We start from the raw sequence: 21,984 nt of genomic DNA, 5'->3' as shown, positions 1-21,984 counted from the left end.
GCGCCTTCACGCATCCAGGTGCGTGTCGGTGACGCCGGGGCGGGCTTCCAGGAAGCGGAGCGCGCAGCGGATGTCGGACGACGCGGTTTCGCGCGGGGCGTTCCGGGCCGCTTCGATGCGGCGTCGGGCGGCGGTCCTGGCAGTGTTGCCTTCGGGGCTTCGCGCGGGCGCGGCGTCGGCTTCGGCCAGGTCGAGCGCCGCGCGGAGCAGATCCACGAGCAGGAAGAGGGCAGGGTCCTCGCGCAGCTCGGGGGCTCCTTCCAGTCCGGCGAAGCCCTCTCGCGCGGCGCGCAGTTCTCCGCACGCGGCCTCCAGCGCGGCCCGGTGCGCGATGAACCGCAGGGCCTGCCAGCGGGACGCACGGCCCAGGATGGTGACCGCCTCCGTCAACGCCGCGCGCGCCTGCGTCCAGTCCCCCCGGGTCAGCGAGGCGCGGCCCAGTTCGCCCAGCGCAGTGCCTTCCAGCAGCCGCAGCCCCAGGAGCCGCGACAGGCGCACCGCGGACTCCAGGTGTTCGCAGGCCTCCGCGATGCCGCCCGCGTCCATCAGGTAGCAGCCCAGGTTGATGCTCGCGAGCGCCTGACCCGCGCGGTCCTCCACGCTCAGCGCGCGGCCCAGCGCCTCGCCCAGGAGCATCACGGCTTCGCCAGCGTCGCCCGCCTCGCCGATGGCGACCGCGCAGTTGGTGAGGAAGCCCACCTCGAACGTCACGTCGCCCACCTCGCGGAACAGCGCCAGCGACTCGCGCAGGTGGGGGATGGCCGCCTCCGGCCCATGGCGCACTTGTTCGACGAGGCCCAGGTTGCCCACCGCGTAGGCCTCCAGCCAGCGGTCGCTTCCGGAGGGCAGCGCCTGCGCGTCGCGCATCAGCGTCCACGCGGCGGCCCCGTCTCCGGCGTGACGGGCGACGATGGACAGGTCCACGAGCACGCGCTTCTCCGACGCCGTCTCGCCCAGCGTGTGGAAGACGCCGCGCGCCTCCTCCAGGGACTGGCGCGCGTACTCGGCCTGTCCCGCGTCCAGGTACGCGCGGCCCAGCACCGCGAGCGCCTCCGCGCGCTTCAGCGGCGCCACGGAGACGTGGGCCGATGCCTCCAGCACACGCTCCAGCCGCTCCACGAGCAGCCCCACCGGTCCCCGCGTGCGCGCATCCGGCTCCAGCGCCACCAGCGTCTCCATCGCTCGGCCCAGGGACTCGGCGGTCGCGGGACGGACGGCCATCGCGTTGGCGCACGCGGCCAGCAGGTTCTCGCGCTCCAGGGCCAGCCGCCGCAGCGCAGTCGCGCCGCCCGTCTTCTGCACGCGATCCCGCAGCCGTCCAGCGACCTGGAGGTACGTGTCCGCGTGCCGGGTCTCACACGCCGTCTCGTCTCCCATCTCGTGCAGCCGCAGCGCCGCGTACTCGCGGATGCTCTCGTACAACCCCAGGCGCAGGAATCCGCCGGGAGCCCCCACCTCGCGCGCGCACAGGAGCGATTGGGAGCGCAGCGAGTGCACCACCTCCAGCACGTCCGGCGAGCCCTCCGGCAGCACCAGCACGGTTTCGGCGGCCTCCAGCGTGAAGCCACCCCGGAACACCGAGCACTGCGCCAGCGCGGCGCGCTCGGCCGGCTCCAGCAGGTTCCACGACCAGTCGATGGCACCCCGCAGCGTCGCCTGTCGCGCGGGCGCGTCCCGCCGTCCCACGCGCAGCAGGTCGAAGCGCTTCGACAGCCGCTCGCGCAACTGCTCGACGCCCAGCACGCTCACGCGCGCAGCGGCCAGCTCGATGGCCAGCGCGATGCCGTCCAGCTGCCGCACGATGTCCGAGACGTGCGGGGCATCCGCGTCGGTCAGGATGAAGTCGCCGCGCGTCTCCCGGGCCCGCTGCACGAACAGGCGCACCGCGTCCGAGCGCAGGATGACGTCCCAGCGCGTCTCGTACGGATCCGGCAGGCCCAGCGGGGCCAGGTCCAGCACGCGCTCCCCTGGCAGGCGCAGGGCTTCTCGTGTCGTGACGAGGAAACGGGCGCGCGGCGCCAGCACCCACCAGCGCCCCAGCGTCGCGGGCACGTGCCGCACCACCTGCTCCACGTTGTCCAGGATGACCAGCACGTCGCCACATCCCGCGAGCGCGCGCCCCAGCCGCTCCGCGGGCGTGCTGCCGTCTCCGTCCGCGGTGAGCGGCACGCCCAGGGCCCGGCCCACCGCGTGACAGAGGTCGCCTTCCGTCAGCGCCTCCTCCAGGTCGCATCGCCAGACGCCGCCCTCCCATACGCCCGCGTCGGACTCCAGCGCGCCGAAGTGCGTGGCCAGCCGTGTCTTGCCCATGCCCCCCGGGCCCAGGATGCTGATCAACCGCGCGCCCTCCGACAGCCACTGCCGGAGGGTGTCCAGCTCCTCCGCGCGCCCCACCAGATCCTGCCGCAGCGTGGGCACGTTGCCGGGCCGTTCGCGCGGGGCGCGCAGGGGGCCGAAGCGGCGGTGCGCGAGCGACGCGGGCAGAAGCTCCACCAGCGTCACGCTGTCGCTCACGCCGCGCAGCCGGAAGGACCCCAGCGAGCGCGCGACGGGCATCCCCAGCGCCGCCAGCTCCGGTTGGATGCGGGTCCACGCCGCGCCGCTCAGCAGCACCTGGCCGCCGTGTCCCGCGTCCGCGACCCGCGCCGCGATGTTCACCGGAGGCCCCAGGTAGTCCAGCCGGTGCGTGGCCGGATCCAGGCGGCAATCAGGCTCGCCCACGTGCACGCCCATGCGCACGCGCAGCCCCCGGTGGCTCAGCCCTTCCGGCGCGTGCTCCTCCGCGGCGTCCGGCTCTTCCAGCAGGGCCTCCGGCCAGCCCGTGTGCAGCAGCGCCTCCTGCGCGCGCAGGCACCAGTGCGCGGCCTCCACCGGGGAAGCGAACGCGACCATGAAGGCATCGCCCTGCGACTTCACCTCGTAGCCGTCGGTGCCCAGCAGCAGCGCGCGCAGCACGCCGTCATGCAGCTCCAGCGCGTCGCGCATGGCCTGGCCACAGCGCTCCCACAGCCGCGTGGACCCCTGGATGTCGGTGAAGACGAGCGCCACCGAACCGGTGGGCGGCACGTGCCGGGCGGGCGGCGGAGCACGGACGGAGGCGCCCTCGTCGGCCGGGGGCGCGACGACCGTGAGTCTTCGGAAGGCCTCTCCCATCTCCCGCTCTCCCCGATGCCAGGAACCCCCACCCGCCCCCACCCTCCTGTCGCCCGTGAGGGTGACGCCCGTGCCGCTGGCGCCTCACATGGAAAGCAGTACGAGCCGGAACGGCAACGCGCACCTGCCGGGCAGGGTGGTGCGCCGCTAGTGAGCACTTGTGATCGCGCCGCGCGCGCATCCATCCACGGACGACATCCGCATGACCCCGCGGGGCCGGTCGTCACCGCCTGCCCGCTTGCCGCCACCGCCGGGGTCTGCCGGGCCCCATTCCAAGGAAGACGGGGGGCCGTGTTAGGACGGAGACACGTCCCGTCCCGCGGCTGGAGCGCGAGGGCGCGACGCCTCTTCCTGGAAGGACTCATGCGTTCGACTTCGGCACTGGCGTTGATGATGGCTTCCCTCGCGGTGGGCGCGCTGTCGGCTTGCGGCGACGACGGCGACAAGACGGACAACACCCCGGACTCGGGCACGAGCACGGACGCGGGCACGAACACCGACGCCGGCACGAGCACGGGCAACGGCCAGTGCCCCGCCTCCGCCATCCTCTGCGAGAACTTCGACAAGGGGCAGAACGGCTGGAAGCACCCGGACGAGGACCACCACGCCACCATCGCCATCGACGGCACGCGCACCCGCTCCGGCAGTGGTGCGCTGCACGTGAAGACGGACCCGGGCTACAACGAGGACACGGGCCCGGGGGACCAGCAGGCCATCGCGCACCTGCGCAAGGACATCCCGGCGTTCGGTACGAAGCTCTACACGCGCGCGTACGTGTATCTGAACCGGGCCTCGCCGGAGGGCGTGATGGGGACGTACTTCATCCTCTTCTCGCCGAAGGACAACGACTTCGGCGGCATCGAGCTCCAGGGGATGCACAACGGCGCGTTCGCGCTGGATGACTGGAGCGGCATCAAGGGCACGGGCTGGAACCTCCAGGAGGACACGAAGGTCACGGTGTCGCCCAACAAGTGGACCTGCATCGAGTGGGGCGTGGAGCGCGCGAACAGCACCGCCACCACGGGCCACGCGCTGGTGTGGGTGGATGGGAAGCAGGCCTACGACTTCCCCAACGTGGGCATCCGGCCCTTCACCAACTTCGGGGTGGGCTACGGCTTCGTGCACCCGAAGGGCGACTCCGCGTCGGAGACGTGGATCGACGACCTCGCGGTGGCGCCCGAGCGCATCGGCTGCGAGTGACGCCATGTCGCTGAACCGCGTCGCGGACGAGACCCTTCACATCCTGGATCAAGGCACCTACGTGCCGCTGTCCGGGCGGGAGGTGTCCATTCGCGACGCGGTGTCGCGCGCGGTCGAGGGCACCGTGCTGGTGCGCCCCGGTGACTTCGAACACCTCACGCGGCCCGCGCCGGTGCCGGGCTTCACCATCGAGGTGACGCCAGAGAAGACGGGCGACGCCGCGCGCCGGCTGGTGGAGCAGGAGGGCGAAGAGCGGGTGCTGGCGCTCAACTTCGCGTCGGCGGTGAACCCGGGCGGCGGCTTCCTCACGGGCGCGAAGGCGCAGGAGGAGGACCTGGCGCGGTGCTCGGCGCTGTACCCGTGCCTGTTGAAGTGGCCGGAGTACTACGACGTGAACCGCAAGCTGCGCTCGCCGCTGTACACTGATCACTTCATCTATTCGCCGGACGTGCCGTTCTTCCGCAACGAGCACTACGACCTGCTGGACCGGCCGTTCTCCGTGTCGGTGCTGACGGCGCCCGCGCCCAACGCGCGGGAGTTGCCGACGAAGGATCCGGAGGTCGCGCAGAAGCTGCGCGAAGTGCTGGCCGCGCGGGCGCTCAAGGTGTTGCAGGTGGCGGCGCACCATGGGCACCGCACGATCATCCTGGGAGCCTGGGGTTGCGGTGCGTTCCGCAACAACCCGCACGACTCGGCGGAGGCCTTCGCGCGAGGGCTGTCCACGATGGCGGGTGCGTTCAGCCGCGTGGTGTTCGCGGTATACGAGCGCGGTGGGAAGGGGCCGAACCTGAGCACCTTCCGCGAGCGCTTCGGCTGAGGGGCTGTCTGGCGTTCGTGCGGGCCTGCTAACCTGCGGGGCATGCGATGGAGCTGGGTGGGGCTCTTGGCCATGGTGCTCGCGTGCGCGGAGGCTCCGCGTCCGGTGATGAAGCGTTGGCCTCAGGAAGAGGTGCCGGTGGGCGTCCGCGTCGTGGATGCGGCGAACCAACCGGGTCCAGGTGTGTCCCTGGTAGCGCGCCGCGCCGATCGCGGGTCCTCCGTCGCCAGAGGAGGCACCACGGATGCGACCGGCACGGCGCGGCTTCAGGTGATGCCGGGCTGGTATGTCCTCCAGGCGGAGGCGCCCGGCTTCGTGAGCGTGACCCGCACGGATGCGCGGGTTCCTTTCGGTGATGAGGTTCGTTGGGACGTGACGCTGGAGCGCGCCGCGCCCGTCGCCGGTCGCGTGGTGGATCTGGAAGGACGGCCCGTCGCGGGGGCTCGGCTTGAACTCCGCTTCGCGAACGAAGACGTGGCCGTCCCGCCGACCGAGAGCGATGCGGAAGGGCGCTTCCACTTCGACGGCGTTCCCGCCGGAGCGGTGACGCTTCGCGCGGAGAAGGACGCTTGGAGTCCGACGCGGCTGAAGCTCGCGGCGCCCGCACCGGAGTTGACGGTGGTGATGGGGGGACTCGGCAAGATGCGGGTCCGGGTGCTGGATCCCCAACAGCATCGACTGGCAGAGCCTTCCGTCTCGATCTCACTCGAGGAGGAAGGCGAGCGTCCGATGACGAAGAGCCCGATCCAGGTGCCCGAGGGCATCCTGTTCCTGAACCTTCCCGCCGGTCGCTACCACGTCTCGGGTCGATACGAGCCCTCGGTGGGATGCGAGTGGGAACGTGTCATCGAAGTCCAGGTGCTTCCGGGGCAGCAGACGGAAGCGACGGTGAGCTTCGAAGGGGTCGAGGGGTTCGGGCGCTGGCGCGGGCGTGCTGTCGACGACAAGGGAAGGGCGCTTGGCGGTGGACAGGTGATGGCCTGGATGGGGGAGCACGGAGAGGGTGCACTCGGTCTGCGCGGACGGTGTGAAGCCCGCGTGGAGCCGGATGGATCCTTCGCTCTTTCACGTGTGACCGGGCCTCCGGCCCAGGTGGTCTGGGATTCCGACAAACCGTCACCGACGCGGATGTTGAAGGGCGCGCTCGGGGCGGGGACGGGCGAAGCGCTGGTGTTTCCTCCGGAGGGCGGGACTCTGAAGGGCCGTGTGGTGCGCCCGGATGGGCAGCCCGTGGGCTACTTCGAAGTCGACGGATACTTTCCGGGGAATCAACGGGGCGAGTACGTGCAGGGCGTGTGGATGAACCACACCTATCAGTGGGTCATCGACGTGTTGGGCTTTGCTCCCGCCCTTGTGCGTGCACAGGGGCAGGTTGGGGAAGAGCTCCAGGTTCCGGACGTCGTGCTCGACGAGGGCCGCACCGTGCAGGGCCGCGTCTTCGCGAGAAACGGTCGTACGGGCGTGCCCAATCAAGAGGTCCAGCTCGTGGAGACGTTCGACCTGGACGGGCATCGGTCGAATCGCCCGCGGGCGGCGAGGACCGACGCCGAGGGGCGCTTCCAATTCGAGCATGTGGCGGGCCGGCTCCAGTACCTGCGCGTGGATGCGAAGGACCAGGGGACCGTGCTCCAGGCGCTCGAACCCGATGCGTCGGCGGTGCGGTTGCGGCTCGTTCCCAACGCGGAGCTGCATGGCTCCGTGACGGATGGCGCACGGGTTCCGCTGGCGGGAGTGGGCCTGCATGTCCGCTGCGAAGGTGGCTTCAAGATGAACACGGGAACGGACCAGGCGGGCCTCTACTCCATGAACATCCCGGGAGACCGCGAGTGCTTCGTGCACCCCGTCGTGACCCCTCTGAATGTCCGAGATGGGCACCTGCCGCCTCCGGTGTCCTTCTCTCCGACGCGGGTTCGTCTGGCGCCCGGCTCGCGCCATGCGTTGGACCCCACGCCTCGCCAAGGCGCTGCTTCGCTGAAGGTGAGCGTCGAGGCATCCCTCGAGTTCGTCACTGCGTTCGTGCTGCCAGGAGACGTTCCGTGGCCCCGCTCGCCCGAATCATTGGATGCGCTCATCCGGGCCGGCTTCAACCCGGAAGATGATGACGACGGCTTCACTCCCTCGTTCATGTGGGGGGCGGTCTTCCACTTCGGCCATCTTCCCCTGGGGCACTACACGGTCTTCATCCGGGATGCGATTGATGGAGCGGATGCGGTCCTTCGCATGCCCGTGGAGCTGACTGGAACCGACGTGCACATCATCCGGTCCGAGCGCCCCGGTCTCGGAGGCGGAAGGCCGTACACGCGCTGACGTGAGTCCTGCGCGTATGCTTCACGCCATGCGATGGAGCTGGGTGGGGCTCTTGGTGGTGGTGCTCGCGTGCGCGGAGGCTCCGCGTCCGGTGCAAAAGAAGACCCGATGGCCCGTGGACGAGGTGGCGTTCACCGTCCGGACCGTGGATCCCACCGGGCAGCCCGTGCCCGGTGTGGCGCTGGTGGCGCGCCGCGCGGACCAGGGGAGCCTGATCTCCCGGTCGGGTACTTCCGACGCGGCCGGGACGGTGCGGCTTCGGGTGATGCCGGGCTGGTATGTCCTCCAGGCGGAGGCGCCGGGTTTCGTGCGAACGCTCGATATGGACGCGCGGATCGCTCCTGGATCGGAGGCCCGGCTCGAGCTGACGCTGAAGCGCGCGGTGCCGTTCGCGGGACACGTGGTGGATCTGGAAGGACGGCCCGTCGCGGGGGCTCGACTTCAGCTCACCCTGTCCGGGGATGAGGAATCAGCGCTGAGCACCGAAAGCGATGCGGACGGACGCTTCCGCATCGACAGCGTGCCCGCGGGGACCGTGAAGCTTCTCGCGGAGAAGGATGAGTGGAGTCCCACGCGGCTGGAGCTTGAAACGCCACAGCCGGAGTTGACGGTGGTGATGGGCGGACTGGGTTCGCTGCGAGTCCAGGTGCGCGGGCCCGATGGCAAACTGTCGTCTGCCGCTTCCGCCTGGATCTTCGCCGAGGATGAGGATGAGGAGCATTTCTTCGAGCTGTTCCCGGAGAAGAGGTCCGACGCCACCGTCTTCCAGAAACTTCGCGCCGGGCGCTACCGCGTCTCCGGTAGATACGCTCCCGCGTCCGGCGACTGTTTGTGGACTCGAGGCATCGAGGTCCAGGTCCTTCCGGGCCAGCAGGCGGAAGCGACGGTGAGCTTCGAAGGCGTCCAGGATGTTGGCCCCTGGCGAGGCGTGGCCGTGGATGCCAGGGGTAATGCCCTTGCCACGGGGGTGGTGAAAGCCTGGCTGGAGAATGGATCGCTGGATGATGTGGGCATGCATGGCCGGTGCGACGTCCGTCCGGGGCTGGATGGGTCCTTCGCCCTTCCGCACGTGTTCAAGGCTCCGGTGAGCCTGGAATGGACGGCCACCCACCCGTCCATGGGCTTGTTGGCCGACGGGCCGCTTCCCGCGGGGACGGGGGAGCCGGTGATGTTCCGCTCCGGCATCGGATTGCTGAAGGGACGCGTCCTGCGGCCGGACGGGCAAGCCCAGGCGCACTTCAAGATCCACTCGTATTCCGAAGAGGACCCGCGTGGCGAATACGAACAAAACGTCCCGTCGTCACACACGTACCAGTGGGTCATCGAAGCGGAGGGCTTCGCGCCCGCGCTCGTGCGCGCGGAGGGGCGTGCGCACGAAATCCTCACCGTCCCGGATGTCGTCCTCGATGTGGGCCGCATCGTCCACGGGCGCGTCGTCGCGGAGGATGGCAAGACGGGCGTGCCCGGGCAGGAGGTCGAACTCGTGGAGGTCTTCGACCTGGAGACCCGGTGGAGGCGCCGGCCTCACAAGGCAACGACGAACGCGGACGGGCACTTCCGGTTCGAGCACGTCGCCGGCCGCCGCCAGTTCCTGCGCGTGGACGCGAAGGAGCAGGGGACCGTCCTCCGTGGGCTCGAACCCGATGAGGTGTCGGTGCAGCTGTGGCTTGTGCCGGGGGCGGAACTCGGGGGCTCCGTGACGGTGGGGGCTCGGGTTCCCCTGGCTGGGGTGAACCTGGAGCTCCGCTGCGAAGGTGGCTTCAAGGCGGACGCCAGAACCGACGCCGTGGGTCATTACTCGGTGAGCGTTCCGGCGAATCGCCCGTGCTTCATGCACGCCAAAGCGAGTCTCCTGAACGTCAGGCCGAGGCCCCGGCCGCCACGGGTGTCCTTTTCGCCGCGGCTGATCAATCTGGCTCCGGCCTCGCAGCACCGGTTGGACTTCGAGCCAAGGCAGGGGCCCGCCCACCTGCGAGTGAGCGTCAAGGCGTCCCGCGAGTTCGTCACGGCGTTCGTCCTGCCGGGGGACGTTCCGTGGCCGGGCTCACCGGAAGCCCTGGATGAACTCCTCCGGGCCGGCTTTGAACCCGAGCCGTGGCAGAACGCATGGGAGTCGGAGGACGGGGAGTCCGGCATCGTCCCCAGCTTCCTGTCAGGAGCGCGGTTCGATTTCAGGAGGCTGCCCCTCGGGCGCTACACGCTCTTCATCCGCGAGGAGGAGCACGGGCTCGATGAACTCCTGCGCATCCCCGTGGACCTTGCCCGGGCCGGCGTGCATGCCGTCGATTCGAAGCGGCCCGCTCAGGAGGGCGGAAGGCTCTACACGCGCTGACGCGAACCCATCGCGTATGCTTCGTGCCATGCGATGGAGCGGGGTGGGGCTCGTTGCCGTGGTGCTCGCTTGCGCGGGCACGCGTCCGGAGTTGGAAACGCCCGGACCGGCGAATGAAGTGACGTGGGTGTTCCGGGTCGTGGACCCGGAGGGACAGCCCGTGTCCGGTGCGCGGGTGAACGTCTGGCGCGCGGAGCTGTCGCAAGACAACGCGCTGCGCGGCATGACGGACGCAAAGGGGACCGGACGTGTTGCGCTGAAGCCGGGCCGGTATGCCGCGGAGGTCCAGGCCCGGGGCTTCGTGACGGCATTCCGCACGGACATCCGGATCGCGCCGGATTCGAGGCCGCGGATGGAGCTGGCCCTGGCGCGCACGGTGCCACTCTCCGGACGCGTGGTGGACACGGAGGGAAAGCCGCTGAACAGCGTCTGGCTCCGGTTTGTCTCTTCCACCGTCGCCACCCCGCTCGTGCAAACCTCCAGTGACACGCAGGGCCAGTTCACCCTCCAGGGCGTGGCCGCGGGCGAGGGCCTGCTCTATGCCAGCAAGGCGGATTGGAGCTGGCACCGCTTGAAGGTCGTCACTCCCCAGCCCGAACTCACCATCGTGATGGGCCAACACTCGTCATTGCTCGTACGGGTGGTCGACCCCGAGGGCCGCGTGGTCCCGAACTCCCGTAGCTTCGTGAGGCCCATCGACCGGAATGTCGGCATCTCGCACGCGTCCGAGCAAACGGCTGAGGGAACGCGCCACCTGCGACTCCCGGCGCAGCGCTATCGCGTGTCGGCCAGCTACGCTCCTGCGTCTGGGTGCTGGTGGGACCGCACCGTGGACGTCGACGTCCCTCCCGGACAGCAGGCTGAATTCACGGTGAGCTTCGAAGGCGTCTCCAGTGCGGGAGTCTGGACGGGCCGGGCTGTGACTCCCGACGGGAAACCGCTGGCTGGCCTGGTGCTTCGGGCCACGGCGCTCAAGACGCCGGAGGGCGGGGACCTCATGGGCGAATGCATGACGACGACAGACCCGGACGGACGCTTCGAGTTGAGGCATCCCCTGGCTCGGCCCTACAAGCTCGCACTCGGGTCCATGGATGGGCTTCGCCGGAAGATGGGCGTCGCGGAACAAGCACCTTCCGGCCCCAATGGCGGGCCCGTGGTGTTCCATCCTCCTGTCGCGCTGCTAGGAGTCGAAGCTCGCGCGCGCGAGGAACTGACGCTCCCTGACATCACGCTCGAGCCCGGTCACACCGTCGTGGGCCGGGTGTTCCAGGAAGATGGACAGACAGGGGTTCCCCATGCCCGCGTCGAGCGGGTGGCCCCCGCCGACCTGGAGACCCCGCGCGACGAGCACCGCGCGGCGAATGAAGCGAACGAGGCGGGCCGCTTCCACATCAAACAGCTGCCCCGAAGCACCCAGTTCCTCCGGGTGACCGACGAGCAGGGCGGAACGGCCTTGTACGAGGTCGGAGCTCACGAGGACCAGGTGGAGGTGCGGCTGACCGCGGACGCGGTGCTCCAGGGGGGCGTGACGGATGGGGCGCGCGTTCCGCTCGCGGGCGTGACCGTCCGGGCGCGCTGCGAGGCCGGGCTCGACACCCGCACCACGACGGATGAAGCAGGCCACTACGTGCTGCGCGTTCCGGGGGACCGCGAGTGCTTCGTGCAGGTTTCGGATGAGCCGCTCCGGGATGCCCAGTGGCCCCGGCCCGCGCCGCTGGTCTTCTCACCCCAGCCCGTCTCGTTCTCGCCACACGCGCGCGAAAGCAGGGACTTCGTCCCGAGGTACGGTGGGGTCGCGCTCCGGGTCCACTTCCCGGAGCCACGCGAGAAGCTGGAGACCTTCGTCGTTCCCGGCGATGTGGACATGCCGAAGACGTACGGAGCCATGCGGATCCTCCAGCGCTCCGCATTCACCAGCGATCCCGCCGCGAGGAAATGGCCGCCGGAGGATCCTGATGTGCCGGGGGCTTACTTCTGGCGCACGGACTTCGCCTTCAGCCACCTGCCGCCCGGCCGCTACACCTTCTTCGCCGTCGATGGGGAGTTTGGACCGTCGGTTCTGCGCGTGCCCGTGGACCTGAAGCAGGGCGAGATGAAGTCCCTCCGGCTCGGCTTTCCCGCCGACAGTGGGGGGACGCTGCTCGTGCCCTGAAGCCCGCATGCACTCCGTCCACGGCCGCGTCACGCCCTGCTAACCTGTGGGGCATGCGATGGAGCTGGGTGGGGCTCTTGGCCGTGGTGCTCGCGTGCGCGGAGGCGCCGCGTCCGGTGCAAACGAAGACCCGATGGCCCGTGGAGGAGGTGGCGTTCACCGTCCGCACGGTGGATCCGGCCGGGCAACCCGTGCCCGGCGTGGCGCTGGTGGCACGCGGCGCGGATCGAGGGAGCCTGGTCATCAGGTCGGGCACCACGGATGCGACGGGGACGGCGCGGCTTCAGGTGATGCCGGGCTGGTATGTCCTCCAGGCGGAGGCGGCGGGCTTCGTGAGCGTGACTCGCACGGACGCACGGGTCCCCGTCACCGGAAAGGCGCGTCTGGACGTGACGCTGGAGCGCGCGGCGCCAATCGCCGGGCGCGTGGTGGATGCGGGAGGGAAGCCCATCGCGTGGGCCACGCTTCGACTCAGCCGCTCCAACGAAACCGTGTCCGCGCCGAAGACCGTGAGCGATGCGGAAGGGCGCTTCCGCTTCGACGGTGTTCCCGCTGGACGCGTGATGCTTCAGGCGGAGAAGTACAAGTGGAGTCCGACGCGGTTGGAGCTCGTGGCGCCCGCGCCGGAGCTGGCGGTGGTGATGGGTGGGCTCGGCTCGTTGCGCGTTCAGGTGCGCGGGCCCGATGGACAGCCATTGCCTGGAGGGCCTTTCTCCATCTCGTCCATGGATGACTTCGTGTCCATGGATGACATGAGCCCCGACGAGCTGTCCCCGGAGGAGGCGCAAGATGCCACCGTCTTCCAGCAGCTTCCCGCAGGGCGCTACAGCATCTCCGGCAGGTACACTCCCGTGCCCGGCTGTGAGTGGAATCTCAGCATCGCGGTCCAGGTCCTTCCAGGCCAGCAGGCGGAAGCGACGGTGAGCTTCGAAGGCCTTCATGACGCTGGACCCTGGCGAGGGCGGGCCGTGGATGCCAACGGCAAGGCGCTTGACCACGGGACAGCGACTGCCTGGGGGGCGGATGAAAAGCCGAATGCGCTGGGCTTGAGCGGCTGGTGCACGGGCGTCGTGGGGCAGGACGGCTCCTTCGCCATTCCGCACGTCTTCAAGGCTCCGCACGTCCTGACATTGGGTGCCCCCGAAGGGGCCCGGGACTGGGAGGCGAGAGGTCCTCTTCCCGCGGGAACGGGTGAAGCGGTGGTGTTCCGCAGAGTCTCTGGAAGTCTGAAGGGCCGTGTCGTTCGCCCGGATGGACAGCCCGTGGGCTTCTTCGAAGTCAACGGACTCTCCCCGAACAATCCGCGGGGCGAGTACGTGCGATACGTGGACTTGACCCACACCTATCAGTGGGTCATCGACGTGTTGGGATTCGCTCCCGCTCTCGTGCGCGCGCAAGGGCGAGAAGAAGAAGTGCTCCAGGTCCCGGACGTCGTCCTCGAGGAGGGCCGCACCGTCCAGGGCCGTGTCTTCGCGAGGAACGGTCGCACGGGCGTGCCCCATCAGGAGGTCGAGCTCGTGGAGGAGTTCGACCTGGACGGCCATGGACCCCCTCGCTCGCGGTGGGCGATGACCGACGCCGAGGGCCGCTTCGAACTCAAGCATGTGCCAGGCCGGCGCCAGTTCCTGCGCGTCGATTCGAAGGAACACGGGACCGTGCTCCATGCGCTCGAACCCAATGAGACGGCGGTGCGGTTGCGGCTCGTTCCCAACGCGGAACTGCACGGATTCGTGACGGATGGCGCGCAGGTTCCGCTGGCGGGGGTGGACCTGAGCGTCCACTGCGAAGGTGGGTTCACGATGAGCGCCAGGAGCGACGGGGCGGGCCTCTACGCCATGAACATCCCGGGAGACCGCGAGTGCTTCGTGCATCCCGAAGGGAGCCCCCTGAACATCCGGCCGCCTTTTCCGCCCCAGCCGCCTCCGGTGTCCTTCTCCTCGACGCGGCTTCGAGTGTCGTCCGGCTCACGGCAGTCGTTGGATTTCGAGCCCCGTCAGGGGCCCGTGTCGCTGGAGGTGCGTGTCGAGGCATCTCGCGAGTTCGTCACCGCGTTCGTGCTTCCGGGAGACGTTCCCTGGCCTCGCTCGCCCGAGGCGTTGGATGACGTGATGCGGGCTGGTTTCGGATCCGACCCGATGCCGAACACATGGGAGTCGGAGGACGAGCACGAGTCCTTCGTTCCCCACTTCATGTTGGGGGCGGACTTCCGCTTCAGTCATCTGCCCCTGGGGCACTACACGGTCTTCATCCGGGACCAGATGGACGGAGCGGACGCGATCCTGCGAATCCCCGTGGAGCTGACCGGGACCGGCGTGCACGTCATCCAGTCCGCGCGTCCCGCTCGCGGAGGCGGAAGGCCATACACGCGCTGACGTGAGCCCATCGCGTATGCTTCGTGCCATGCGATGGAGCTGGGTGGGGCTCGTTGCCGTGGTGCTCGCTTGCGCGGGCACGCGTCCGGAGTTGGAAACGCCCGGACCGGCGAAGGACGTGACGTGGATGTTCCGGGTCGTGGACCCGGAGGGGCAACCTGTTCCTGGCGCGCAGGTGAAGGTCTGGCGCGCGGATCTGAAGCGAGACAACGCACTGCCCGGCACGACGGACGCACACGGAACGGGACGCGTTGCGCTGAGGCCGGGCTGGTACGCCGCGGAGATACGGGCGCCCGGCTTCGTGACGACCTCGCGCACGGACATCCGGATCGCGCCGGAACCGAAGCCCCGGATGGAGCTGCCCCTGGCGCGCGCGGTGCCACTCTCCGGACGCGTCGTGGACACGGAGGGGAAGCCCGTGAGCGACGTCCGGATCCGGTTCGTCTCTTCCCACGTCGGCGCCCCGGTCGTGCAAACCACCAGTGACGCGCAGGGCCGGTTCAACTTCCAGGGCGCGGCCGCTGGTGATGGCCTGATCTATTCCACCAAGCCGAAGTGGGCCTGGCGGCGGTTGAAGATCATCACGCCCCAGCCCGAGCTCACTGTCGTGATGGGACGAGGATCTCCGTTGCTCGTGCGGGTGGTGGACACCGAGGGCCGCGTCGTCCCGAACGCCACGAACCTCTTGCATCCCGTCGACCGGTGGCTCGACCTTTCGCGCGAGTCCGAGCAAACGCCTGAGGGAATGCGCTACCTGCGACTCGCGCCGCAGCGCTATCGCGTGACGGCGGGCTACGAGCCTGCCGCCGGATGCCGGTGGGACCGCGACGTGGACGTCGAGGTCCTTCCCGGACAGCAGTCCGAAGTCACCGTGAGCTTCGAAGGCGCCGCCAAGGCGGGGTCGTGGACAGGTCAGGCGGTGGCTCCAGACGGGAAACCGCTGGCCGGCCTGGTGCTTCGGGCCACGGCGCTCGAGTCTCCGGAGGGCAGGGGCCTCAAGGGCGAGTGCACGACCCGGACCGGCCCGGACGGGCGCTTCGAGTTGATGCATCCCCTGGCTCGGCCCCACAAGCTCGAGCTCAGGTCCACGGATGGGATCGACCAGCTCGTGGGCCTCGCGGAACAAGGTCCTTCCGGCCCGAATGGCGGGCCCGTGGTGTTCCAGCCGACGGGCCGTCTGGTGGGCCGTGTCGTCGATCCGGTTGGGAAGCCCCTGTCGCTGTACTGGATCCACGGTTGGACGGTGGCCCATCGTGAAGGCCGCTTCGCCTGGGCCACGGAAACCTCGCGCCTTTACACCCTCTACATCGGAGCGCCGGACATGGCCTCGGTTCGCCTGCGATTCGAAGGGCACGCGCACGAGGAGCGGACGGTCCCTGACATCACGCTCGAGCCCGGCCACATCGTTCGGGGTCAGGTGTTCCACGAAGATGGGCGAACCCAGGCTCCCTATGCTCGCATCGACCTGGTGGAGCCCGACGACCTGCAGATCCCGCGCGACGCATTCACCGGGGGCGGGAATGGCACGGACAAGGCCGGGCGCTTCCGTCTCGCGGGCCTGCCCCATCGCCCCGTGTTCCTCCGGGTGAACGAGGAGCAGGGCGGAACGGCCTTGTACGCGGTCGGAGCGCACGAGGACCAGGTGGAGCTGCGGTTGACCGCGGACGCGGTGCTCCAGGGGTTCGTGACGGACGGGGCGCGTGTTCCGCTCGCGGGCGTGACGGTCCGGGCGCGCTGCGAGGCCGGGCTCGACACCCGCACCACGACGGATGAAACCGGCCACTACGTGCTGCGCGTTCCAGGGGGCCGTGAGTGCTTCGTGCACGTTTCGGAGGAGCAGGTCCGGGATGCTCCGTGGCCAAGGCCCGCACCGCTGGTCTTCTCACCCCAGCCCGTCTCGCTCTCGCCACGCGAACGCGAACGCAGGGACTTCGTCCCGAGGACTGGAGGGGGCGCGCTCCAGGTCCACTTCCCGGATTCACGCGAACGGCTGGAGACCTTCCTCGTTCCCGGCCATGTGGACATGCCGAAGACGTTCAGAGGCTTGCGAGCCCTCCAGCGCTCCGGATTCACCCGCGATCCCGCCGCGACGGACTGGCCGTCGGACGATCCGGATGTGCCGGAGTTTCAAAACTGGCCGTGGGACCTCACCTTCAGCCAGCTGCCTCCCGGCCGCTACACCTTCTTCGCCATCGATGGCTTGTTCGGCCCGGTGGCAATGCGCGTGCCCGTGGACCTGAAGCAAGGCGAGACGAAGTCCCTCCGGCTCGGCTTTCCCGTCGACAGTGGAGAAGCGTCGCTCGAGCCCTGACGCCCGCCTATGCGCCGTCCACCGGCAGCGTCACCACGAACGCCGCGCCGCCGCCGGATGCTTCCTCCACCCAGACGCGGCCGCTGTGCGCTTCCACGATCTGCTGCACGATGTAGAGCCCCAGTCCCAGGCCTCCCGTGCGCGCGGAGCCCCGCACCTGGGCGAAGCGCTGGAAGATGCGCTCGCGCTCGGCGGCGGGGACTCCCGGACCGCCGTCCCGCACGGTCAGCCGCAGCTGGCCGTCCTGACGGCGCAGCGCCACGTGCACCGGCGTGCCCTGGCCGTATCTCAGCGCATTGGAAATGAGGTTGCTCAGCACCTGCTCCAGCTTGAGCCGGTCGAACCGGCACGGCGCAGGGCCCTCCACGTGCGCGTCCAGCTCCACCCCGGCCTGCTTCGCCTCGTCCTCGAAGCGCGCCACCAGGTCCTGCACCACCGGCGCCAGGTCTTCGCTCGTCAGATCGAAGTCCAGCTTGCCCGTGCGGATGCGGCTCACGTCCAGCAGGTTGTCCAACAGCGACGTCAGCCGCTTGAGCTGCCGGTCCGCCGCGTCCAGCCGCACCGTGACCTTCTCGGAGCCCAGGGGCTCGTGGCCCTTCGAATCGGACATGCGCCGCAACAGGTCCACCTGCAGGCGCAGCGACGTGAGCGGCGTGCGCAGCTCGTGGCTCGCCACCGACAGGAAGTCGTCGCGCGTGCGCACCGCCTCCTGCAACGCCTCCTCCGTCTCCTTCAGCGCGGTGATGTCCAGGATGGCCCCGCGCACCACCATCACCTTGCCGTTCGCGTCGCGGATGACTCGCGATCGGCTGATGAGCCAGTGCCACGTGTTGTCCGGCCAGTGCGTGCGGAAGGTGGAGGAGTACGACAGCACGTCGTTGTGGAAGATGGCCGTCACCTGCGCTTCCACCGTCGGCCGGTCATCCGGATGCAGCGACGCCAGGAACTGCTCGTGCGTCCACTCCGCCAGGGGCCGCGGGTAACCGTAGAGCCGGTCATGCCCCTCCGAGCGGAACACCTGCCCGGTGACGAGGTTCGTCTCCCAGACCGCCATCTGCGCGGACTCCAGCGCCACCTGGAACCGCTCGCCCAGTTGGCGGAAGCGCTCCTCGGTGCGCGCGACCTCGGTCTCCGCGCGCTGACGGCGGGTGATGTCCGTGGCCAGCACCCACGTCTCACCGCCCACCGGCCGCACGGACAGCTCCAGCCAGACTCCCGACGGCAGCTCCGACAGGAAGCGCGCGGGCTCGCGCGTGCTGAGCGCGTCCAGCAGCCGCTCGTGCAACGTCGTGCCGGCCAGCATCGGCTGCGCTTCCCACGGCGTCAGGCCCTGGCAGGTGCCATACGGCAGGCCCAGCAGCGACGCGGCACGGTGGTTGAGCTCATGGATGGTTCCCTGCGCGTCGAGCGCCAGGAACGCCTCGGTCATCATCTCCCGCAGGACCTGCAGGCGGGTCTGCGCGGACATGCTGGCCTCGTCGGCCGGAACAGGGGGCTGACTCGCGTCTCGCGGCGCGCGCGCGGCGGCCGTGCCCGGTGAGGACGCATCGTCCTTGGACGCGTGGCGAACAGGTTCGAACGGACCACCGGGCAGGGGACTCATCGGGTTTGCACGCTCCCGCACGGCCCCCGCGCCCGTCAAGCGAGCGCACGGGGCGTCCTGGCCGTCTGTCAGCCCAGCGGATCCATGAGGGGTTCAGGCATGACCCACAGTTCCGAGGGCCGCGCATAGGCCTTGTCGAACGCGAAGAGGATTCCGTTCCACCGATCCCAGAAGTCCGCCCAGCTGTACTCGCACGGAGGGGAGGTGAGCGGGTTTCCGTCGCGGTCCGGCTGGGCATACGCATAGTCCGCGTAGGTCCAGCGCACGGTGCCGAAGTCCGTCATCAGGAAGGGCGTCAGCATCTGGAGCACGGCCGCGCGAGACACCTCGTCGGTAGGAGAGCCCGCGGGCGTGAAGACGGGCTGGGCCTGGTCGTACTGTTCGCGCCACGCGACGAAGTTGGTGCCCATGGCGACGAGCGCGTCACGGCGCGCGGGCGTGGGCGCGAGCCGGGCGTCCTCGTAGAGCGCGAACGCGGCGATGAGCAGGCTCTTCCAGTGCATGCCGGGGAAGATCAGGTCCATGCGGGTGGGACGCGGCGAGTCCTCCGCGTGCGCGACGGCATAGGCATACGCCTGCTGCGCCTCCACGTTGTTGGCGTCCGCCAGGGTGAACTCGGTGAGCACGCGCGCGGGCGTGATGGGCCCGGTGGCGGCGGCGCGCCAGTCCAGATACAGCCGCGCCGAACCGCCGATGTCGTTGTAGATGGCGAGGTTGCCTTCGTGGAGCGTGCGCTCCAGCGTGATGACGATGGCCTCCACCTTGTCGAGCGGTGATGCGCCCGGGGCGCTCCAGTACAGCGCGCCCATGCGCGACGCGGTGGCCAGCAGCGTGCGCACGTCGCCGAGCGCCGCGGCGTTGAGCGAACTCGTCAGCACGCTGAGCGCCGTGGCCGCGTCCACGGTCAGGCCCTGCGCGATGAGCTGGAGGGACAGGTCCTGGAGCTGCGATCGCAGCACGCCGCTCAGCCCCAGCCGGTCCAGCGCGTTCGTCAGCGACAGCGAAGGCTGAAGCCGCGCGGTGTTGATGAAGTGCCGCGCGAGCGCCGCGCCGTACATGCCCTTGCCGCCGGCCTGGGACGCATGCGGCGCGAAGGTGAACCAGTTGGGACGCACGCTGCTGGTGCCACCGGGTTGCAGCGTGGGGTCGATGATGCCGCCCAGCTCATACGCGATGTCGATGTAGCCCAGCGTGATGGTGCGGTTGTCCTCCAGTGGTGTGGGCGCGGGCTGCGCCTGGGCGGAGGCGGAGGTCAGGATGAGCAGCGCGCCGAGGAGCGCGGCGGTGGAGCGGCGCACGTCGGTGCGAGAGGGAATCGCCAAGGTGGGGGTCCGGGGGTGGGGGGCTGCTCGACCAAGGTAGACAGCGGCGGCTCCGGTCCAAACCCCGGCCCCCCAGGTGGGACTCGTGCTGCGTTGAGTGGACGACCCTTTGGGCACAGGTGCGCGCGGTTGACGCGCGGGGTCAGCTCCGGATTCCCGCGAGCACACCGGTCTTACTGGGAAGCCGGCGTCGTGGGCTTCACGCTCCCTTCGGAGGCGCGAAGTAGGAGACGAACGGCGCCACGTCCCGGTAGCCCATGCGGCGGTAGACGGGCGCGCCGGCCTCCGTGGCATGCAGCACCGTCCGCTCCAGCCCCCACGCGTGCTTCGCCTCCTCCAGCGCGCGCCGGAGCACCGTCTCCGCGGCGCTCTTGCGGCGGTGCTCCGCGAGCGTCGCCACGAGCGCGATGTAGACGATGCCGTCCACGCGCAGCGCCACCGTGCTCGTCGATGGCGCGCCGTCGTGGCAGCCGACGAAGGCCCGGCTCTCGGGGCCGAAGATGCCGGGGGCGGCCAGGGCTTCCCGTCCCAGCGCCTGGGGCGTGTCGTAGCTCGCGGCGTTCACGTCCGCGACGGCGTTGTAGCCCCAGGTGTCGCTCACCGGCCGGAGGTCGAGCGGCGGCAGGGGCCGCACCGGCTCCAGCATCCGGTCCGCCACCATGCCCGTCGTGGTCATCCCCGGCTTGAGCCCCCGCGTGGCGAGCAGCGCGTCCGCCTGCTCCCGCAGCCCCGGCGCCAGCCACTCCGGCGTCAGCGTGAAGGCCCACCCGTGCGGTCCCTGCGCGAAGTAGCTCGCGGCCGAGTCCACCGCGCGCATCAGCTCCGCCTCCGTCTCCGCCGGGCGGTGGAGGAACGCCATGTTCATCAGCGACCACGTCACGTGACCCGCGGTGATGAACACGTCCGCACGCTCCACGACCTCTCCACGAGGCAGCCCCAGCGTCATGAGCCGCCAGGCTCCACGGAACTGCGCATGCGATTCGTCGATCTCGGCTCGGGACATGAGGGGCTCCAGAAGGGTCCAGGAAGTCGGATTCTCCGCATTCGTGGACGCTCACGTCTACGTGCGTGAGAGGAGGGGCCCTGCTAAAGCGAGTCCTCGAACCGGGTGCGAGGAGTGGGTCGCGATGACTCCAATGGAAGGGCAGTCCTGGCAGACGACCTGCAAGGTATGCGGCAGGCAGACGTGTCCGAAGCCAGAGGCGGTGGCCGCCTGGATGCGCACGATGCTGGACCGCGTACACGGCACGCAGATGCGCGGCGCGGGTCGAAGGGGACTGCGCGAGGCCCTGGCCATGGAGGGCGTGCTCATCACCACGCACCTGGAAGTTTGGTCGCGCGCGCTCGAAGGCGTGTGCGCGGACTGCATCGCGGACGTGGCTCCAGAGACGGACGCGAAGCTCCAGGATCCGGAGGCGATGCACGAGGCGGCGCTGGAGCGTTGGCGCACCTCCGCGCCGGAGCTGGTCAGCGACGCGGTGGAGTCCGCGGTGGACGACACGCTCCAGGCCGCGCGCGAGGCCGCGACCCGGAACAAGCCGACGACCTGATCAGGCCCAGAGCTCCTGCTCCAGCGTGTCGAGCAGCGCCAGCGCGGCCTCGGGCGTGGGCAGCCCCGCCTCCGTGACGAGCGCTGAATCGAGCGGCAGCGCGACCTCCGCGCGCAGCAGGGCCACCGCGCGCTTCTGGGCCTCCCGCAGCGCGGACTGCTCCGGCGCGGACAGACGCGAGCGCGCCCACCGGTCGATGTCCCACGACAGGCCCGCGTGCCGCGTCTCGTCCTCGGCGATGCGGACCATGGCCTCGCGCACCTCCGCGTCGCGCGCGTGCAGCGCCTGGTGGTGGGCCACCAGCGCGCCGTAGGTCTCGCGCACGCACCCCTCCACGGCGTTGTCCAACGCCACCTCGCTCAACGGGCGCAGGGGCACGGTCGCGACGGCGGGCGGCGGAGGCGTGGCCCCGTAACGGCGCGCGAGCCGTCCCGTCATCTCCGTGTGCATGACTTCATCCACCGCGCTCGCGAGCGCCGCGTCCTGGAGGGCTGCCTCCGCGCCACGCAGGGCCAGTTCATCACGCAGCCTCAAGAAGGCGTGGATGGACGCGGCCTCCAGATGCGCGGTCTGGGCGAAGTGGTGCCCCAGCGCGTCTTCGCAACCCCCCGCGACCGTGCCCTCCAGCCCCACGGGCCGGCGGCCCACGGAGCATTGGCCGGAGCCCTTCTGCAGCACGTGATCTTCCACCTCGCGGAGCTCGCCGTTGGCGGACACCCTGATCACGTACTGCATCAGGTTCGAGCCCTCGCCGCAGGCGTCGCCCTTCGTGGCCACCACGTTGAAGCCTCCGCCCGGATTCCGCTTCACCGCTCCCTGCTCCAGCGTTTCGCAGCTCAGCCGGTAGCCCGCGGCGAAGGTGAGG

At 69.9% G+C, this 21,984-nt stretch carries 13 protein-coding genes; 8 read left to right on the top strand and 5 right to left on the bottom strand.

What is annotated here, in order from left to right; genetic code table 11:
- Positions 1-6: 6 nt before the first annotated feature.
- Complete coding sequence (locus tag D7X99_RS25810; RefSeq protein WP_121780101.1) at positions 7-3,153, bottom strand: adenylate/guanylate cyclase domain-containing protein; 3,147 nt, start codon at positions 3,151-3,153, stop codon at positions 7-9.
- A gap of 363 nt (positions 3,154-3,516) precedes the next feature.
- Between D7X99_RS25810 and D7X99_RS25805 the strand changes: the two genes are divergently transcribed.
- The 7 genes from D7X99_RS25805 (at position 3,517) to D7X99_RS25775 (ending at position 16,644) form a co-directional block, all read left to right on the top strand.
- Positions 3,517-4,353: a hypothetical protein gene (locus D7X99_RS25805; protein ID WP_120577039.1), complete on the top strand. Its 837-nt coding sequence runs from the start codon at positions 3,517-3,519 to the stop codon at positions 4,351-4,353.
- Between the two features lie 4 nt (positions 4,354-4,357).
- The gene (locus tag D7X99_RS25800; protein ID WP_121780100.1) at positions 4,358-5,170 is read left to right on the top strand and encodes a TIGR02452 family protein; all 813 of its coding nucleotides are present in this window, start codon (positions 4,358-4,360) and stop codon (positions 5,168-5,170) included.
- Positions 5,171-5,278: 108 nt separating this feature from the next.
- The gene (locus tag D7X99_RS25795; RefSeq protein WP_233613734.1) at positions 5,279-7,477 is read left to right on the top strand and encodes a carboxypeptidase-like regulatory domain-containing protein; all 2,199 of its coding nucleotides are present in this window, start codon (positions 5,279-5,281) and stop codon (positions 7,475-7,477) included.
- A gap of 28 nt (positions 7,478-7,505) precedes the next feature.
- The gene (locus D7X99_RS25790) at positions 7,506-9,809 is read left to right on the top strand and encodes a carboxypeptidase-like regulatory domain-containing protein (RefSeq protein ID WP_121780113.1); all 2,304 of its coding nucleotides are present in this window, start codon (positions 7,506-7,508) and stop codon (positions 9,807-9,809) included.
- A gap of 28 nt (positions 9,810-9,837) precedes the next feature.
- Positions 9,838-11,961: a carboxypeptidase-like regulatory domain-containing protein gene (locus tag D7X99_RS25785; protein WP_233613733.1), complete on the top strand. Its 2,124-nt coding sequence runs from the start codon at positions 9,838-9,840 to the stop codon at positions 11,959-11,961.
- A gap of 68 nt (positions 11,962-12,029) precedes the next feature.
- Positions 12,030-14,333: a carboxypeptidase-like regulatory domain-containing protein gene (locus D7X99_RS25780; protein ID WP_233613732.1), complete on the top strand. Its 2,304-nt coding sequence runs from the start codon at positions 12,030-12,032 to the stop codon at positions 14,331-14,333.
- Between the two features lie 28 nt (positions 14,334-14,361).
- Complete coding sequence (locus D7X99_RS25775) at positions 14,362-16,644, top strand: carboxypeptidase-like regulatory domain-containing protein (protein ID WP_233613730.1); 2,283 nt, start codon at positions 14,362-14,364, stop codon at positions 16,642-16,644.
- A gap of 7 nt (positions 16,645-16,651) precedes the next feature.
- Here the strand turns inward: D7X99_RS25775 and D7X99_RS25770 are convergent, their stop codons facing one another.
- The 3 genes from D7X99_RS25770 to D7X99_RS25760 form a co-directional block, all read right to left on the bottom strand.
- On the bottom strand, positions 16,652-18,112 hold the full coding sequence (locus D7X99_RS25770; protein WP_121780095.1) for an ATP-binding protein: 1,461 nt from the start codon (positions 18,110-18,112) through the stop codon (positions 16,652-16,654).
- Positions 18,113-18,315: 203 nt separating this feature from the next.
- Positions 18,316-19,569, bottom strand: coding sequence for a hypothetical protein (locus D7X99_RS25765; RefSeq protein WP_121780094.1), 1,254 nt, complete (start codon positions 19,567-19,569; stop codon positions 18,316-18,318).
- Between the two features lie 199 nt (positions 19,570-19,768).
- Positions 19,769-20,572 carry a GNAT family N-acetyltransferase gene (locus tag D7X99_RS25760; RefSeq protein ID WP_121780093.1) on the bottom strand — a complete coding sequence of 268 codons (804 nt, stop codon included), beginning with the start codon at positions 20,570-20,572 and terminating at the stop codon, positions 19,769-19,771.
- A 124-nt stretch (positions 20,573-20,696) separates the two neighbouring features.
- Here D7X99_RS25760 and D7X99_RS25755 point away from each other — a divergent pair, with 124 nt between their 5' ends.
- Positions 20,697-21,119 carry a hypothetical protein gene (locus tag D7X99_RS25755; protein ID WP_147476264.1) on the top strand — a complete coding sequence of 141 codons (423 nt, stop codon included), beginning with the start codon at positions 20,697-20,699 and terminating at the stop codon, positions 21,117-21,119.
- On the opposite strand, the gene D7X99_RS25750 is transcribed toward D7X99_RS25755, so the two are convergent.
- Positions 21,120-21,929 carry a hypothetical protein gene (locus D7X99_RS25750; RefSeq protein ID WP_199756367.1) on the bottom strand — a complete coding sequence of 270 codons (810 nt, stop codon included), beginning with the start codon at positions 21,927-21,929 and terminating at the stop codon, positions 21,120-21,122.
- Positions 21,930-21,984 lie beyond the last annotated feature (55 nt).

Source organism: Corallococcus sp. AB032C (assembly GCF_003668935.1).
Taxonomy (GTDB): domain Bacteria; phylum Myxococcota; class Myxococcia; order Myxococcales; family Myxococcaceae; genus Corallococcus; species Corallococcus exiguus.
Note: the sequence above shows the minus strand (reverse complement) of the source record. Positions and strands in the feature narration are given on the sequence as shown.

What these genes read in the sequence shown, in the direction of transcription:
- D7X99_RS25810 (WP_121780101.1), bottom strand. Translation starts at nt 3,153, where the DNA reads ATGGGAGAGGCCTTCCGAAGACTCACGGTCGTCGCGCCCCCGGCCGAC.
- D7X99_RS25805 (WP_120577039.1), top strand. Translation starts at nt 3,517, where the DNA reads ATGCGTTCGACTTCGGCACTGGCGTTGATGATGGCTTCCCTCGCGGTG.
- D7X99_RS25800 (WP_121780100.1), top strand. Translation starts at nt 4,358, where the DNA reads ATGTCGCTGAACCGCGTCGCGGACGAGACCCTTCACATCCTGGATCAA.
- D7X99_RS25795 (WP_233613734.1), top strand. Translation starts at nt 5,279, where the DNA reads ATGAAGCGTTGGCCTCAGGAAGAGGTGCCGGTGGGCGTCCGCGTCGTG.
- D7X99_RS25790 (WP_121780113.1), top strand. Translation starts at nt 7,506, where the DNA reads ATGCGATGGAGCTGGGTGGGGCTCTTGGTGGTGGTGCTCGCGTGCGCG.
- D7X99_RS25785 (WP_233613733.1), top strand. Translation starts at nt 9,838, where the DNA reads ATGCGATGGAGCGGGGTGGGGCTCGTTGCCGTGGTGCTCGCTTGCGCG.
- D7X99_RS25775 (WP_233613730.1), top strand. Translation starts at nt 14,362, where the DNA reads ATGCGATGGAGCTGGGTGGGGCTCGTTGCCGTGGTGCTCGCTTGCGCG.
- D7X99_RS25770 (WP_121780095.1), bottom strand. Translation starts at nt 18,112, where the DNA reads ATGTCCGCGCAGACCCGCCTGCAGGTCCTGCGGGAGATGATGACCGAG.
- D7X99_RS25760 (WP_121780093.1), bottom strand. Translation starts at nt 20,572, where the DNA reads ATGTCCCGAGCCGAGATCGACGAATCGCATGCGCAGTTCCGTGGAGCC.
- D7X99_RS25755 (WP_147476264.1), top strand. Translation starts at nt 20,697, where the DNA reads ATGACTCCAATGGAAGGGCAGTCCTGGCAGACGACCTGCAAGGTATGC.